This window comes from Pseudomonas kermanshahensis (genome assembly GCF_014269205.2).
Classification (GTDB): domain Bacteria; phylum Pseudomonadota; class Gammaproteobacteria; order Pseudomonadales; family Pseudomonadaceae; genus Aquipseudomonas; species Aquipseudomonas kermanshahensis.
Genome location: NZ_JABWRY020000001.1, coordinates 1,280,830 through 1,293,523, shown reverse-complemented (window position 1 = coordinate 1,293,523; position 12,694 = coordinate 1,280,830). Strand labels below are relative to the sequence as shown.

General features: G+C 64.1%; 11 protein-coding genes. 3 read left to right on the top strand and 8 right to left on the bottom strand.

Going from position 1 to position 12,694, the window contains the following annotated elements:
- Positions 1 to 104 precede the first annotated feature (104 nt).
- From fliK to HU764_RS06005, 3 genes are all read left to right on the top strand, one after another.
- A complete protein-coding gene (gene fliK / locus HU764_RS06015; RefSeq protein ID WP_186703701.1) occupies positions 105 to 1,661 on the top strand; it encodes a flagellar hook-length control protein FliK in 1,557 nt (518 codons plus the stop codon).
- A complete protein-coding gene (locus HU764_RS06010; protein ID WP_027593001.1) occupies positions 1,658 to 1,996 on the top strand; it encodes an EscU/YscU/HrcU family type III secretion system export apparatus switch protein in 339 nt (112 codons plus the stop codon). The genes fliK and HU764_RS06010 overlap by 4 nt, the downstream gene beginning before the upstream one ends.
- A gap of 82 nt (positions 1,997 to 2,078) precedes the next feature.
- Complete coding sequence (locus tag HU764_RS06005; protein ID WP_186703700.1) at positions 2,079 to 4,817, top strand: dermonecrotic toxin domain-containing protein; 2,739 nt, start codon at positions 2,079 to 2,081, stop codon at positions 4,815 to 4,817.
- A gap of 125 nt (positions 4,818 to 4,942) precedes the next feature.
- Here HU764_RS06005 and HU764_RS06000 read toward each other — a convergent pair whose 3' ends face one another.
- The 8 genes from HU764_RS06000 to HU764_RS05965 form a co-directional block, all read right to left on the bottom strand.
- Positions 4,943 to 5,338, bottom strand: a complete 396-nt coding sequence (locus HU764_RS06000) for a DUF2802 domain-containing protein (protein ID WP_186703707.1) — start codon at positions 5,336 to 5,338, stop codon at positions 4,943 to 4,945.
- A 1-nt stretch (position 5,339) separates the two neighbouring features.
- Complete coding sequence (locus HU764_RS05995; RefSeq protein WP_003254393.1) at positions 5,340 to 5,819, bottom strand: chemotaxis protein CheW; 480 nt, start codon at positions 5,817 to 5,819, stop codon at positions 5,340 to 5,342.
- Positions 5,820 to 5,861: 42 nt separating this feature from the next.
- Positions 5,862 to 6,737, bottom strand: a complete 876-nt coding sequence (locus HU764_RS05990; RefSeq protein WP_186703699.1) for a CheW domain-containing protein — start codon at positions 6,735 to 6,737, stop codon at positions 5,862 to 5,864.
- Positions 6,737 to 7,525 carry a ParA family protein gene (locus HU764_RS05985; RefSeq protein ID WP_027593005.1) on the bottom strand — a complete coding sequence of 263 codons (789 nt, stop codon included), beginning with the start codon at positions 7,523 to 7,525 and terminating at the stop codon, positions 6,737 to 6,739. Before HU764_RS05985 ends, HU764_RS05990 begins: the two co-directional genes overlap by 1 nt.
- A gap of 175 nt (positions 7,526 to 7,700) precedes the next feature.
- Positions 7,701 to 8,546, bottom strand: coding sequence for a flagellar motor protein MotD (motD, locus tag HU764_RS05980; RefSeq protein ID WP_186679668.1), 846 nt, complete (start codon positions 8,544 to 8,546; stop codon positions 7,701 to 7,703).
- Positions 8,547 to 8,548: 2 nt separating this feature from the next.
- Positions 8,549 to 9,289, bottom strand: a complete 741-nt coding sequence (locus HU764_RS05975) for a flagellar motor protein (protein ID WP_027593007.1) — start codon at positions 9,287 to 9,289, stop codon at positions 8,549 to 8,551.
- On the bottom strand, positions 9,289 to 10,422 hold the full coding sequence (locus HU764_RS05970) for a protein-glutamate methylesterase/protein-glutamine glutaminase (RefSeq protein WP_186703698.1): 1,134 nt from the start codon (positions 10,420 to 10,422) through the stop codon (positions 9,289 to 9,291). Before HU764_RS05970 ends, HU764_RS05975 begins: the two co-directional genes overlap by 1 nt.
- Positions 10,423 to 10,468: 46 nt before the next feature.
- Positions 10,469 to 12,688, bottom strand: a complete 2,220-nt coding sequence (locus HU764_RS05965; protein ID WP_186703697.1) for a chemotaxis protein CheA — start codon at positions 12,686 to 12,688, stop codon at positions 10,469 to 10,471.
- Positions 12,689 to 12,694: the final 6 nt, after the last annotated feature.

Below are 12,694 nucleotides of genomic sequence, written 5' to 3'. Positions count from 1 at the left end.
GTCGCCCCCCTCCCTGCCGTTACAGTGGCAGTGGCGGACGGGCGGCATTATTACATGCACGGCCTCGCTGCCAAGAGGGCGGGTTCGACAGGTTGTATACAATCATGACTGAAATCAATAGTCTCGGCGCACAAACCGCGATCAGCGCCCAGACCATCAAGGCGGGCATGACCGGCGAACTGCTGCGCCTCACGCAAGCACAACCCGGCTTGCTGGCCCCGGGCGAAACGGCACAGGCCGAGGTGTTGTCGATGCGCCAGCTGGGCCGGGAATTCCAGCTCGTGCTGCGGCTGATGCAGGCCAACGGCGCCCAGACCCAACTGCACGCCAGTGCCAGCCAGCCCTTGCCCCCGGGCAGCCAGGTCACGGTCAGTCAAACCGAAGGCAATCGCCTGGCCATCCTGTTGCAACAGGCCAGCACCAGCAACATCGCCACCCTCACCCGCCTGGACACGGCCAAGGTACCGGTCGGCACCCTGCTGCAAGGCAAGGTCCTGACCAACCAGCCCATCCTTCAAGCGCAAGGCCAGGCCGCCGGTTACCGTTCGCTGGTCAGCCTGCTCAACAGTGCCCAGGCCGGCGCCACCCTGACCATCGACAGCCCACGCCCGCTGCCGGTGGGCAGCCTGCTCAGCGCGCGGGTGCAAGGCGACCAGTCGCTGCAATTCGTGCCACTCAGTGGCCGGCAAGACCAGCTGAGCATTGCTCAGCAACTGCTCACCCAGCAAAACCGTCAGGCCTCGTTACCGGGCCTGCTCAGCGCATTGCAACAGCTCGCCCGCGACCCCGGCGCCGACGGCGATTTGCGCGCGACCGCCGACCGCGTGCTCGCCGGCCTGCCGGACGCGCGCCAGCTCGGCGATGCCAAGGCCGTCGCCCAGGCCCTGAACAACAGCGGCGTCTTCCTCGAGGCAAAGCTGCTGGGCGGCCTGCCAGCAAGCGTCGCGACCGACCTCAAGGCGCACCTGCTCAGGTTGGTGACCCAGGCCTCGGTCACCTCACCCGGCGCACCCGCCCTAGCGCCCAGCACCTTGGCCCTGACAATGCCGGCCTTGGCGCGCGGGGCGCTGGGCATGCTCGACCGAGTCAGCCCGAAACCCCAGCCGGGGGCGTTTCCGCTGCCCTCACGGCTGCTCAAGGCCATGGAAGACGAAGGTGACCTGCAACAACTGCTGCGTCTGGCCGCGGCGGCTGTCTCGCGCCTGCAAAGCCACGCCATGAGCAGCCTGCAGCAAACTGGCACCCTTGAAAACGGCAACCTGCAAACCACCTGGCAGACCGAAGTCCCCATTCGCCATGGCCAGGAGTTCATCCCGCTGCAAGTCAAGCTGCAACGCGAGGAAACGCCGCAGCAGCAAGCCGACCGCCAGCAGGCATCGCAAGACCCGCTGCAGGCCCTGTGGCGCATCGAGCTGGCCTTTGACCTCGCGCCGCTTGGCCCGCTGCAAGTCCAGGCCCAGTTGAGCCAGGGCCGCTTGAATGGCCAGCTGTGGGCAGAACGTGAACCCACCGCACGGCTGATCGACAGCCAGCTCGGCACATTGCGCGAGCGCCTGCTGGCCCGCGGCCTGGACGTCGGCGACCTGGAATGCCACCCCGGCATCCCTCCTCAAGGCCCCCGCACGCGGGTCGAACAACGCTGGGTGGACGAAAACGCATGAGCCTCAACCCACCCCGTCAGGCCATTGCCCTGAGCTACGACGGCCAACAGGCGCCCACCCTCAGCGCCAAGGGCGACGATGCCCTAGCCGAAGCCATCCTCGCCCTGGCCCGCCAACACGAGGTGCCGATCTACGAAAACGCCGAGCTGGTGCGCCTGCTGGCACGGCTGGAGCTGGGCGATCAGATACCCGAGGCGCTGTACCTGACCATCGCCGAGATCATTGCCTTTGCCTGGCAACTGCGCGGCAAGGTGCCGCCAGGCTTCGACGATTCCGCCAAACCCGAGCGTGACGTCACCGAGCTGTTGCCGCGCCTGCCCGGCAAGTCGGGCTGAACCGCCCGGCAAGCATTATCTACCGTCGCACCCTGGCCCTGTCGGTCGATCCTGTGGTTTTTCCCGCATCACGGAGACCGACATGCCGACCACCCACATTAACGCGGCTGGCGTGCAGTACGTACGCAATCATCTAGCCACCCTGCCCCGCCCCGACCGCGACGCCAAGCAGGCCATCCAGGACTGGCTGGCGACACAAGGCGTGCACCTGGACCCCGACCAGGTCGAGGTGGTGACGCTGCACATACACCCGGCCGGAGCCACCCAGTACCAGGCACAGGTGGTGCAGCGTGTGAGCCTGACGCAAGCCGTGCTGATGAACTGGCAAGGTGAATCCAACAACGACTTTTTCGGCGGCCTGTTCAAAGCCCCCTGGGCCGGCAGGCTGCCCGAAGACGGCCCAATCACCTGTGTCGAGCAACTCCCGGCACAACCGCACGTCGACAACGGGGCCTGGTATGAGGTGTTCAACGGCCTGTTCAAGCGTACCGAACCTGCCCGCTACGACCACTCGACGCTACTGAACGTGCGCGCCGAAGCCCTGCAGCGTCACATTGAGGCACTGGACTTCCACACCCGCTACAAGGCGTCGCTCGACGCTTACTGGCGCGATCAAATGCCCAGCTACCGCCTGTGCTGCAAACTCAACTTCCTTGCTGCCTGCAACAAGCAGATCGGCGACGGCAGCCTCAGCGACGCCGCGCGCCAACTGGCCTGGCGCGCGGCCGATGTCATCCCACGCGGCAAGGGCCTGCGCCTGAGCACCCTGAGCATTTACGGCTACGCATCCACGGACCTGCTGTACATCAACGACAGCCACAGCGACCTGACGTTGCTCTATGTACCCGGCAACAGCTCGCCCCTGCTGGAATTCGCCAGCGAAGCCCTGTTGAAAGATTGGGTCGGCCAACACTGCAAGGACGCCACCCGGCGCCAGGCGCTCAAGCAACACTTTCGCTTGGCCGATGGCCCCCAGGGTATCGACTTCAGCGGCCTGGACACCGCCCTTGAAGGCTTGGGCGAATATCCACGCAGCCATCGCCTGCCACCGGAACATGGCTTTTTCAACGACGACGGCACCTGGCCCCCGCGCACCTATGTCAACTACCGCCCCGGCAAGTACAACCCGCGGATCACCGGCGACCTGTTCCAGGCCATGGCCCTGCGTCAGCGGCAGCGCTGCTACGACGATGCCGATTTCATCATCACCAGCAACAGCGAGATCAGCAAACGCCAATGGCGCAGTTACCTCAACAGCACGCTCAACCTGCTGGCGCCGCTGACCTTCGTGGTGCCCGGCCTGGCGCCCTTGCTGGCGCTGGGCGGTATCGTGCAACTGGGCCTGGGCCTTGACCAAGCCATCAATGGCAAGACCCTGCACGACAAGCTCGACGGCATCGGCAACATCACCTACGGCCTGCTCAATGCAACGCCACTGGCACTGGAAGCGGTGGCCAAAGGCAAGGGCCTGTTGCGTTTCGAGCAGGACGGCTTCGTCGCCCCGCGCCGGGTGAACGAGCAGTGGGGTTACCCGCTGAGCCCTTCCGACCCACCACATTTACCCCCGGTGGATGTCGCGCCTTACTTCCACCGCCCTGCCCCCATCGCGCCATTGCCGGACGGCGATGCCGCAGTGGCCAACTCTATACGGCGCTACCCGCGGTACAACGGCGACACCGATCGTATGATCAGCTATTACGAGGAGACGCCGGATTACCCGGAAGAGCTTGAATTGGTTTATGACATGCAGGCCGACCTGTTCATCACCGAGGAAGGCACCAATGAGGTAGACCCGACCTACTTCGAAGCCGAACCGCTCACCGGCAACATGCGCCCAGCCAACCCCGAAGGCCGGGCCGTCACCGACCCGATGCGCATGGCATCACTGCGTGGCCTGGGTATCGACCTGCAACTGCCTGTGCAGCTACCCAGCCCATTTCCCGCCGGCGCTCGCCCCATCCCGCAACGGATTACATCGCTGTGGGTAGGCGACAAGACACTTGGCCCCGAGCTGCTTGAGACGTTGGCTGGCAATGCCCGGCGCCTGGAAGAAGGCCCGTACCAGTACCGGCTGTACCTCTCCAAGGCAAACCCGCAGGCCTATGCGCACAACGTCGATGAACTGGCCAGGAACGTGCCGGGGCTGCAAGTACTGCCATTGGAGGACCAGGCGTTTTTCAAAGCCTTCGAGCAGAGTCAGTATTTCAGCCATTACCAGGCAGCGATCGAGGGCAATAATGGCGTGGCCACCAACTTCTCTTCCGCGTCAGACGTGTTGCGCTACCCGATGCTGCACGCCGAAGGTGGGCTGTACATGGACGTCGATGACGAACTATTGGGCCAAAGCGCACAGGCGGCGATCAATGATGTGGAGCTCGCGACCACCGATGACGGGTTGCTCCTGCATCCGCCCATGTCCAACCAGAAACTGGGCATGAACACCCTGTATAACACCAGCATGATCGGCAGCCATGCCGGCAACCCGACGTTGCTGGCGATATCGGAAGAGATGCAGGCGCGTTTTCTTGCCGACCCGGACTTCTACCGGGCGCGGCCGACCCTGGCCAGCGACCCGCGAGGGTTCTATGCGTACGCCAAACGCCTCAGCCATATCACCGGCCCGGCGATGCTCAACGCCGTGACCGACCGCTTGCTGCCCGACCTGTACCTGATTCGTCAGTTGTACAACCTGTACGCGATGCCGCGCATCAACAGCTTTCTGTATGTCGACATGGAGGCCTTGCGCCTGGTCTGGCATGACCGCTTGCCGCTCAATCGCCTGGCCAAGGTAGGTGGGATGCATTCCTGGGCTACCACCTGACCTGTGAGCAATTGGGGCTGCTGCGCAGCCCTTCGCAGCACAAGGCTGCTCCTACAAAATGGCGCTGTACCTGTAGGAGCAGCCTTGCGCTGCGAAGGGCCGCACAGCGGCTCCAGGGGTTCAGCTCACTCGGTGCGGTGCAACTTGCTCATCAACTCCGCCTCGGCCTGGGTCAGGCCGCAGGTCTCGGTCAGCTCGGACACGCTCGCGCCCATGCCGACCAGCTTGGCCGCCTGGCTGAAGGTGACGCTGCTGGGGTCACGCTGCTCCAGCCGCTCCAGCCGATCCGGCAAGGTGGCCAACGTCTCGCGCAGGTCATGGATGGCCTCACCCATGCGCACGGTACCGTTCTGGTAGTCGTCCAGGCGCTTGGCCAGGTCCTTGATACGCTGATCACGCAGCGCATCGCCCGCAGCCTGTTGCGCCGCCAGCTCGCGCTGACGCTTGGTGTGGTTGAGGAACATCCACACACCCAGCGCCCAAAGCAGCGCCAGGAAGATGACAGCAACCTCGAGGATCAACTCAGATGTTCTCAAGCTCGGACCACTCTTCCTCGGTCATCATCTTGTCCAGTTCCACCAGGATCAGCAGTTCGCCGTTCTTGTTGCACACACCCTGGATGAACTTGGCCGATTCTTCGTTACCCACATTTGGCGCCGTCTCGATCTCGGACTGACGCAGGTAGACCACCTCGGCAACGCTGTCGACCAGGATGCCGACCACTTGCTTGTCCGCCTCGATGATGACGATACGGGTGTTGTCGGTCACCTCGGTCGGCATCAGGCCAAAACGCTGGCGAGTGTCGATCACCGTCACCACGTTGCCACGCAGGTTGATGATGCCCAGCACGTAGCTCGGCGCGCCCGGTACCGGGGCGATCTCGGTGTAGCGCAGCACTTCCTGCACCTGCATGACATTGATCCCGTAGGACTCGTTGTCCAGACGGAAGGTTACCCATTGCAGGATCGGATCTTCGGAACCTTGTGCGGACGACTTTTTCATTCCCCTACCCCTCAAAATCCGCGCTAGGCGGTGTGTTCGGTGTCATTTGTGTTTGGCGTGCATCTGCTTGACTGCGCCGCTGGCGATCAGCTCGGCCAGTTCGGCGACGTCAAGCAAGGCACACATGTGTTCGATCACCGTGCCGGCCAACCAGGGGCGCTGGCCCCGCTGGCTGCGCCACTTGATCTCGGACGGGTCCAGGCGCAGGGAACGGCTGACCTGGTGCACGGCCAGCCCCCATTCATAGCCCTGGACCGAAATCACATACTGCAGGCCCTGGCGAAAATCGTCGCGGTAGCGGTCGGGCATTACCCAACGCGCGGTGTCGAGGACCTTCAGGTTGCCGGCCTGGCAGGTCAGGATGCCAAGAAACCAGTCCGGTTGGCCGAACAGCGGCGTCAGCTCCTGGCCGGCCAGGTTGTAGATCGAGCCCAGGCACACCAAGGGCACCGCCAGGGTCAGCCCGGCGACGTCGAACAGCAGGCACTCGAACGGATCCGCTGCCCAGGCCGGGCGGCCATCGATGCTTACCGGCGGCACCGGCAGGTTCGGCGCAGGCAGGTGCACATCCACCACCGGCACCGCCGGTTCTACCGCGGGCGCTTCGATCAGTACCGGGATGCTGGCCTCGGCCACAACTAGCTGCTCGACCACCGCCACCACCGGTTCTTCCACCGGCAGCACGCTGGGCAGCACCTGTAACCGAGGTTCGGCAAAGGGCCGGGGCGCCGCGAGGGTGGCCTGGGCAGGCTGGCGTGCATCACGCACCTGCTCCTCGCGCACCGCGTCGGCGAAGGCCTCCGGTGCTGTCGGCAGTTCGATCAGGTCGTCGGCCTCGGTGGCCTCTTGCAACAAGCCATCGAGGTAGGATTGCAGGGCCATCTGCGGCCGTGTGCTGGTTTGCCGTGTCTGCGTCATCAGGCCACCTGCACTGCGGTTTTGTAGGTCAGTAAATGCTTGAGCAGCGCCCGGTAGGCAATCAGCCCACGGCTCTTGCCATCGAACTGCGAAGGCGTGACGCCCTTGCGGCTGGCATCGCGCAAGCGCGTGTCGACCGGGATGTAACCCTGCCAGACATGCTGCCCATAGGTGTCGCGCAGCAGTTTGAGCGTGCCCAGGGAGGCCTGGGTACGGCGGTCGAACAGGGTCGGCACGATCTGGTAAGGCAGGGCCTGTTTACGCGAACGGTTGACCATGGCCAGGGTGCCGACCATGCGTTCCAGGCCCTTGACCGCGAGGAATTCGGTCTGCACCGGGATCACCAGTTGTTGGCTCGCGGCCAGGGCGTTGACCATCAGCACGCCGAGCAAAGGCGGGCTGTCGATCAAGGCAAAGTCGAAGTCTTGCCACAGCTGCGCCAGACTCTTGGCGATCACCAGCCCCAGGCCGTTCTTGCCCGGCGACTGGCGCTCGAGCACCGCCAGCGCAGTGCTCGATGGCAACAGCGAGATACGCTCGTCGCTCGTCGGCAGCAGCAATTGCCCCGGCAAGCCCTCGGGCACGCTGCCCTGGTGCAGGAACAGGTCATAGCAGCTGTGTTCCAGCGCATCGGGGTTGTGCCCGAAATAACTGGTCATCGACCCATGCGGGTCGAGGTCGACGACGACCACGCGCTTGCCCGCCTCAGCCAGCAGGCCAGCCAGGGCGATGGTCGTGGTGGTCTTGCCGACGCCACCTTTTTGATTGGCTACTGCCCAGACTCTCATAGGACAACTCTTGACTCATAAATTTAGCGCCCACCCTTGTGGGAGCGGGCTTGTCCCGCGAACACGGGCGTAGCCCGTGCCATCCACCACGTCGCCTGCTTCGCGGGGCAAGCCCGCTCCCACAGGTACCGCGCTCAGCAAGCAAGACAACACGCAGTGACGGAGAATTGACGAGTTACTGACTCGCTGTTGCCGGTGCACTTTGTGTGCCAGCACGGCGCAACGCCGCATCCGGCGTGGCATTGGCGCTACCTGTACCGGTCAGGCTGCGGCGCACTTCGAGGTTGCGCGAAATCACCAACACCACGCGGCGGTTGCGCGCACGGCCTTCGGCACTGTCGTTGCTGGCGACCGGCTGATACTCGCCATAGCCGACCGAGGCCATGCGCGCCGGGTTGACCCCTTCCATGGCCAGCAGGCGGACGATGCTGGCCGCCCGCGCCGACGACAGTTCCCAGTTGGTCGGGTACTGCGCGGTGCGAATCGGCAGGTTGTCGGTAAAGCCTTCGACATGCACCGGGTTGGCGAACGGTTTGAGGATGTTCGCCACCTTTTCGATGATGTCGAAGGCCTTGTCGCTGGGCATGGCATCACCGCTGCCGAACAACAGCGAGGAACTGAGCTCGATTTCAATCCACAGCTCATTGCCGCGCACGGTCATCTGGTCGGTCTTGATCAGGTCGCCAAAGGCGTCGCGCACGTCGTCGCTGATGGTCTTCAGCGGGTCGACGTTGGTCTGCGCCAGGCCCGCTTCGGTCTGCTCGCTGTCCCTGACCAAAGGCTCGGCCGGGCGCACGCTCAGCGGCTGCTCATCACCGATAGGGATCGGTTTCATGCTCCGCTCGGGGTCGTTGAACACCCCGAGCAAGGCCTGCGAGATGACCTTGTACTTGCCCTCGTTGATCGAGGAAATCGAGTACATGACCACGAAAAACGCGAACAGCAAGGTGATGAAGTCGGCGTACGACACCAGCCAGCGCTCGTGATTCTCGTGTTCCTCGGTATGACGACGGCGGCGCATGGTTACTCCATGAAGCCTTGCAGCTTCAGCTCAATCGAGCGTGGGTTTTCACCCTCGGCAATCGACAGCAGGCCCTCAAGCAGCATCTCGCGGTAGCGCGACTGGCGCATGACGATAGCCTTGAGCTTGTTAGCGATCGGCAACAGGATCAGGTTGGCGCTGGCCACGCCGTAGATGGTGGCGACGAACGCCACGGCGATGCCGTTACCCAGCTGCGACGGGTCGGCCAGGTTGCCCATCACATGGATCAGGCCCATGACCGCGCCGATGATGCCGATGGTCGGGGCGTAGCCGCCCATGCTCTCGAACACCTTGGCGGCCTGGATGTCACGGCCCTCCTGGGTCAGGAAGTCGACTTCGAGAATGCTGCGGATGGCTTCAGGCTCGGCGCCGTCGACCAGCAACTGCAGGCCCTTGCGCGCATAAGGGTCGGGCTCGGCATCGGCCACCCCTTCCAGGCCCAGCAGGCCCTCCTTGCGCGCCGTCAGGCTCCAATTCACCACACGGTCGATACCGCCTGCCAGGTCGACCCGGGGCGGGAACAGGATCCAGCGCAATATCTGCAAGGCACGCTTGAAGGCCGACAGCGGCGACTGCAACAGCGCCGCCGCCAAGGTGCCGCCCAGCACGATCAAGCCCGCCGGGCCATTGATCAGCGCACCGACATGCCCGCCCTCGAGGAAGTTGCCGCCGACAATCGCGACAAACGCCAGGATCAGGCCGATCAGGCTTAGCACGTCCATCAGACGCAGGCCTCGACCAGGTGCTTGCCGATCTCGTCCAGGCTGTACACCGCGTCGGCCAGGTTGGCCTTGACGATGGCCATGGGCATGCCATAGATCACGCAGCTGGCTTCATCCTGGGCCCACACGGTACTGCCGCCCTGCTTGAGCAGGCGCGCGCCTTCACGACCGTCGGCGCCCATGCCGGTGAGCACCACCGACAGCACCTTGTCGCCGTACGACTTGGCCGCCGAGCCGAAGGTGATGTCCACGCACGGCTTGTAGTTCAGGCGCTCGTCACCCGGCAGGATCTTCACCGTGCCACGGCCGTCGATCATCATCTGCTTGCCACCCGGGGCCAGCAGCGCCAAGCCTGGGCGCAACAGGTCACCGTCCTCGGCTTCCTTCACGCTGATCTTGCACAGCTTGTCCAGGCGTTCGGCAAACGCCTTGGTGAAAGCCGCCGGCATGTGCTGGATCAGCACGATCGGCGCCGGGAAGTTGGCGGGCAGTTGCGTCAGCACCCGCTGCAGCGCCACCGGGCCGCCCGTGGACGTACCAATGGCCACCAGCTTGTAAGGTTTGCGCTTGGGTGCCGGGGCATGTGCCGCGGGCGCCGCGGCCGGGGTGCGTACAGGGGCCGCCGTGCGCGCCGGGGCCGAGGTCGGGCTTGCGAAGCTGCTGGTCGGCGCATGGCTGCTGCTGGTAGTGACCGGCGCAGCAGCAGGTGCTGGGTTGTAACTGCCGAAACGACGGTTGCTGCGCGACAGGGTATGCACCTTCTCGCACAGCATCTGCTTGACCTTCTCGGGGTTGCGCGAGATGTCTTCGAAGTTTTTCGGCAGGTAATCCACTGCACCGGCATCCAGCGCGTCGAGGGTCACCCGGGCGCCTTCATGGGTCAGCGAAGAGAACATCAACACCGGCGTCGGGCAGCGCTGCATGATGTGCCGCACTGCGGTGATGCCGTCCATCATGGGCATTTCGTAGTCCATGGTGATGACATCGGGCTTGAGCGCCAGCGCCTGGTCGATTGCTTCCTTGCCATTGGTCGCGGTACCCACTACCTGGATCGTCGGGTCCGCCGAGAGGATTTCCGAGACACGGCGGCGGAAGAAACCGGAATCATCCACCACCAGGACCTTGACTGCCATAAACACTCCATTAGGCGGCGCAACCCGCCAGGGCGCGCCACCGAAATCAAATACGCCGCGCGGCGTAACGCTTGAGCATGCTCGGAACGTCGAGGATCAACGCGATACGACCGTCGCCGGTGATCGTGGCCCCGGACATGCCCGGCGTGCCCTGCAGCATCTTGCCCAGCGGCTTGATTACCACTTCTTCCTGGCCCACCAGTTGATCGACGACAAAGCCGATGCGTTGGGTGCCGACCGACAGGATCACCACATGGCCCTCGTGCTGCTCTTCGTGCACTTGGCCCTGGACCAGCCAGCGCTTGAGGTAGAACAGCGGCAATGCCTTGTCGCGCACGATCACCACTTCCTGGCCATCGACCACGTTGGTACGCGAGAGGTCGAGGTGGAAGATCTCGTTGACGTTGACCAGCGGGAAGGCGAAGGCCTGGTTGCCCAGCATCACCATCAGGGTCGGCATGATCGCCAGGGTCAGCGGCACCTTGATGACGATCTTCGAACCCTGGCCCTTGGCCGAGTAGATGTTGATCGAGCCATTGAGCTGGGAAATCTTGGTCTTCACCACGTCCATGCCGACACCACGGCCAGACACGTCAGAGATCTCGGTCTTGGTCGAGAAGCCCGGGGCGAAGATCAGGTTGTAGCAGTCCGACTCGCTCAGACGCTCGGCGGCGTCCTTGTCCATCAGGCCCTTTTCCACGGCCTTGGCGCGCAGGATGTTGGGGTCCATGCCCTTGCCGTCATCAGAGATCGACAACAGGATATGGTCGCCTTCCTGTTCAGCCGACAACACCACCCGCCCCGTACGCGCCTTGCCGGTGGCTTCACGCTCGTCGGGCATCTCGACGCCATGGTCGACGGCGTTGCGCACCAAGTGCACCAACGGGTCGGCCAAGGCCTCGACCAAGTTCTTGTCGAGGTCGGTTTCTTCACCGACCAGCTCCAGGTTGATCTCTTTCTTGAGCTGGCGGGCCAGGTCGCGAACCAGGCGCGGGAAGCGGCCGAAGACTTTCTTGATCGGCTGCATGCGGGTCTTCATGACCGCGGTCTGCAGGTCGGCGGTGACCACGTCGAGGTTCGACACGGCCTTGGACATGGCCTCGTCACCGCTGTTCAAGCCCAGGCGCACCAGGCGGTTACGCACCAGCACCAGTTCGCCGACCATGTTCATGATCTCGTCCAGGCGCGCAGTGTCGACGCGCACGGTGGTTTCCGCCTCGCTGACCGCATGTTTTTCTGCCGCTGGGGCCGGCGCGCGAGGCGCAGGTGCGGGCTTGCTGGTAGCTGCTGGGGCGGCGGCTGGAGCAGGTGCCGGTTTGGCCACCGGCTTGCTCTCGACCTTGGCGGCGACAGGCGCTTCGACCGCGACCGCGTCACCCGAGAACTTGCCCTTGCCGTGCAACTCATCGAGCAAGGCTTCGAACTCGTGCTCGCTGATCTCGTCACTCGTTGGGCTGGCCGCGGCAACGCTTTGCGGCGCTGCCGCTGCTGGCGCATTGGCGGCCGGCAAGGCATCGGCCTGGAAGGTGCCCTTGCCGTGCAACTGGTCGAGCAACGACTCGAACTCTTCATCGGTGATTTCATCGCTGACCGGGGCCGCAGCGCTGGCCACAGGCTCAGCGGCGACTTCGGCGCTGAACTGGCCTTTGCCATGCAACTGGTCGAGCAACGATTCGAATTCGGCGTCGGTGATTTCGTCACCGGCGCTGCTGACGGTTTCGCCTTGCATCTGCTCATCGGCAGCGGCCTGGGCCTTGACCGCGTCGAGCGAGTCGAGCAGCTGCTCGAATTCGCTGTCGGTGATGTCTGGCTCTTCGGCAGGCGCCGCGGCGATCGGCTCGGCTGCAGCCGCAGGCGCTGCGACCGCGTCGGCAGCAGCAGGCTCGGCCAGGCGCGACAACGCCGCCAGCAGTTCTGGGGTAGCGGGGATGACCTCGCTGCGCTCGCGGACCTGGCCAAACATGCTGTTGACCGTGTCCAGCGCCTCCAGCACCACGTCCATCAATTCGGCGTCGACCCGGCGCTCACCTTTGCGCAGGATGTCGAACACGTTCTCGGCGATATGGCAGCACTCCACCAGCTCGTTGAGCTGGAGGAAGCCGGCGCCCCCTTTTACAGTGTGGAAACCGCGAAAAATGGCATTGAGCAGGTCGGCATCATCCGGTCGGCTTTCCAGCTCGACCAGTTGCTCGGACAGTTGCTCAAGAATTTCGCCGGCTTCTACCAGGAAATCCTGAAGGATTTCTTCATCGGCGCCGAAGCTCATTAAACG

Coding starts and splice junctions, on each gene's coding strand:
- HU764_RS05975 (WP_027593007.1), bottom strand. CDS start 9,289: ATGGACGTGCTAAGCCTGATCGGCCTGATCCTGGCGTTTGTCGCGATT.
- HU764_RS06010 (WP_027593001.1), top strand. CDS start 1,658: ATGAGCCTCAACCCACCCCGTCAGGCCATTGCCCTGAGCTACGACGGC.
- HU764_RS05970 (WP_186703698.1), bottom strand. CDS start 10,422: ATGGCAGTCAAGGTCCTGGTGGTGGATGATTCCGGTTTCTTCCGCCGC.
- HU764_RS05965 (WP_186703697.1), bottom strand. CDS start 12,688: ATGAGCTTCGGCGCCGATGAAGAAATCCTTCAGGATTTCCTGGTAGAA.
- HU764_RS05995 (WP_003254393.1), bottom strand. CDS start 5,819: ATGAAAAAGTCGTCCGCACAAGGTTCCGAAGATCCGATCCTGCAATGG.
- HU764_RS05985 (WP_027593005.1), bottom strand. CDS start 7,525: ATGAGAGTCTGGGCAGTAGCCAATCAAAAAGGTGGCGTCGGCAAGACC.
- HU764_RS06005 (WP_186703700.1), top strand. CDS start 2,079: ATGCCGACCACCCACATTAACGCGGCTGGCGTGCAGTACGTACGCAAT.
- motD (WP_186679668.1), bottom strand. CDS start 8,546: ATGCGCCGCCGTCGTCATACCGAGGAACACGAGAATCACGAGCGCTGG.
- fliK (WP_186703701.1), top strand. CDS start 105: ATGACTGAAATCAATAGTCTCGGCGCACAAACCGCGATCAGCGCCCAG.
- HU764_RS05990 (WP_186703699.1), bottom strand. CDS start 6,737: ATGACGCAGACACGGCAAACCAGCACACGGCCGCAGATGGCCCTGCAA.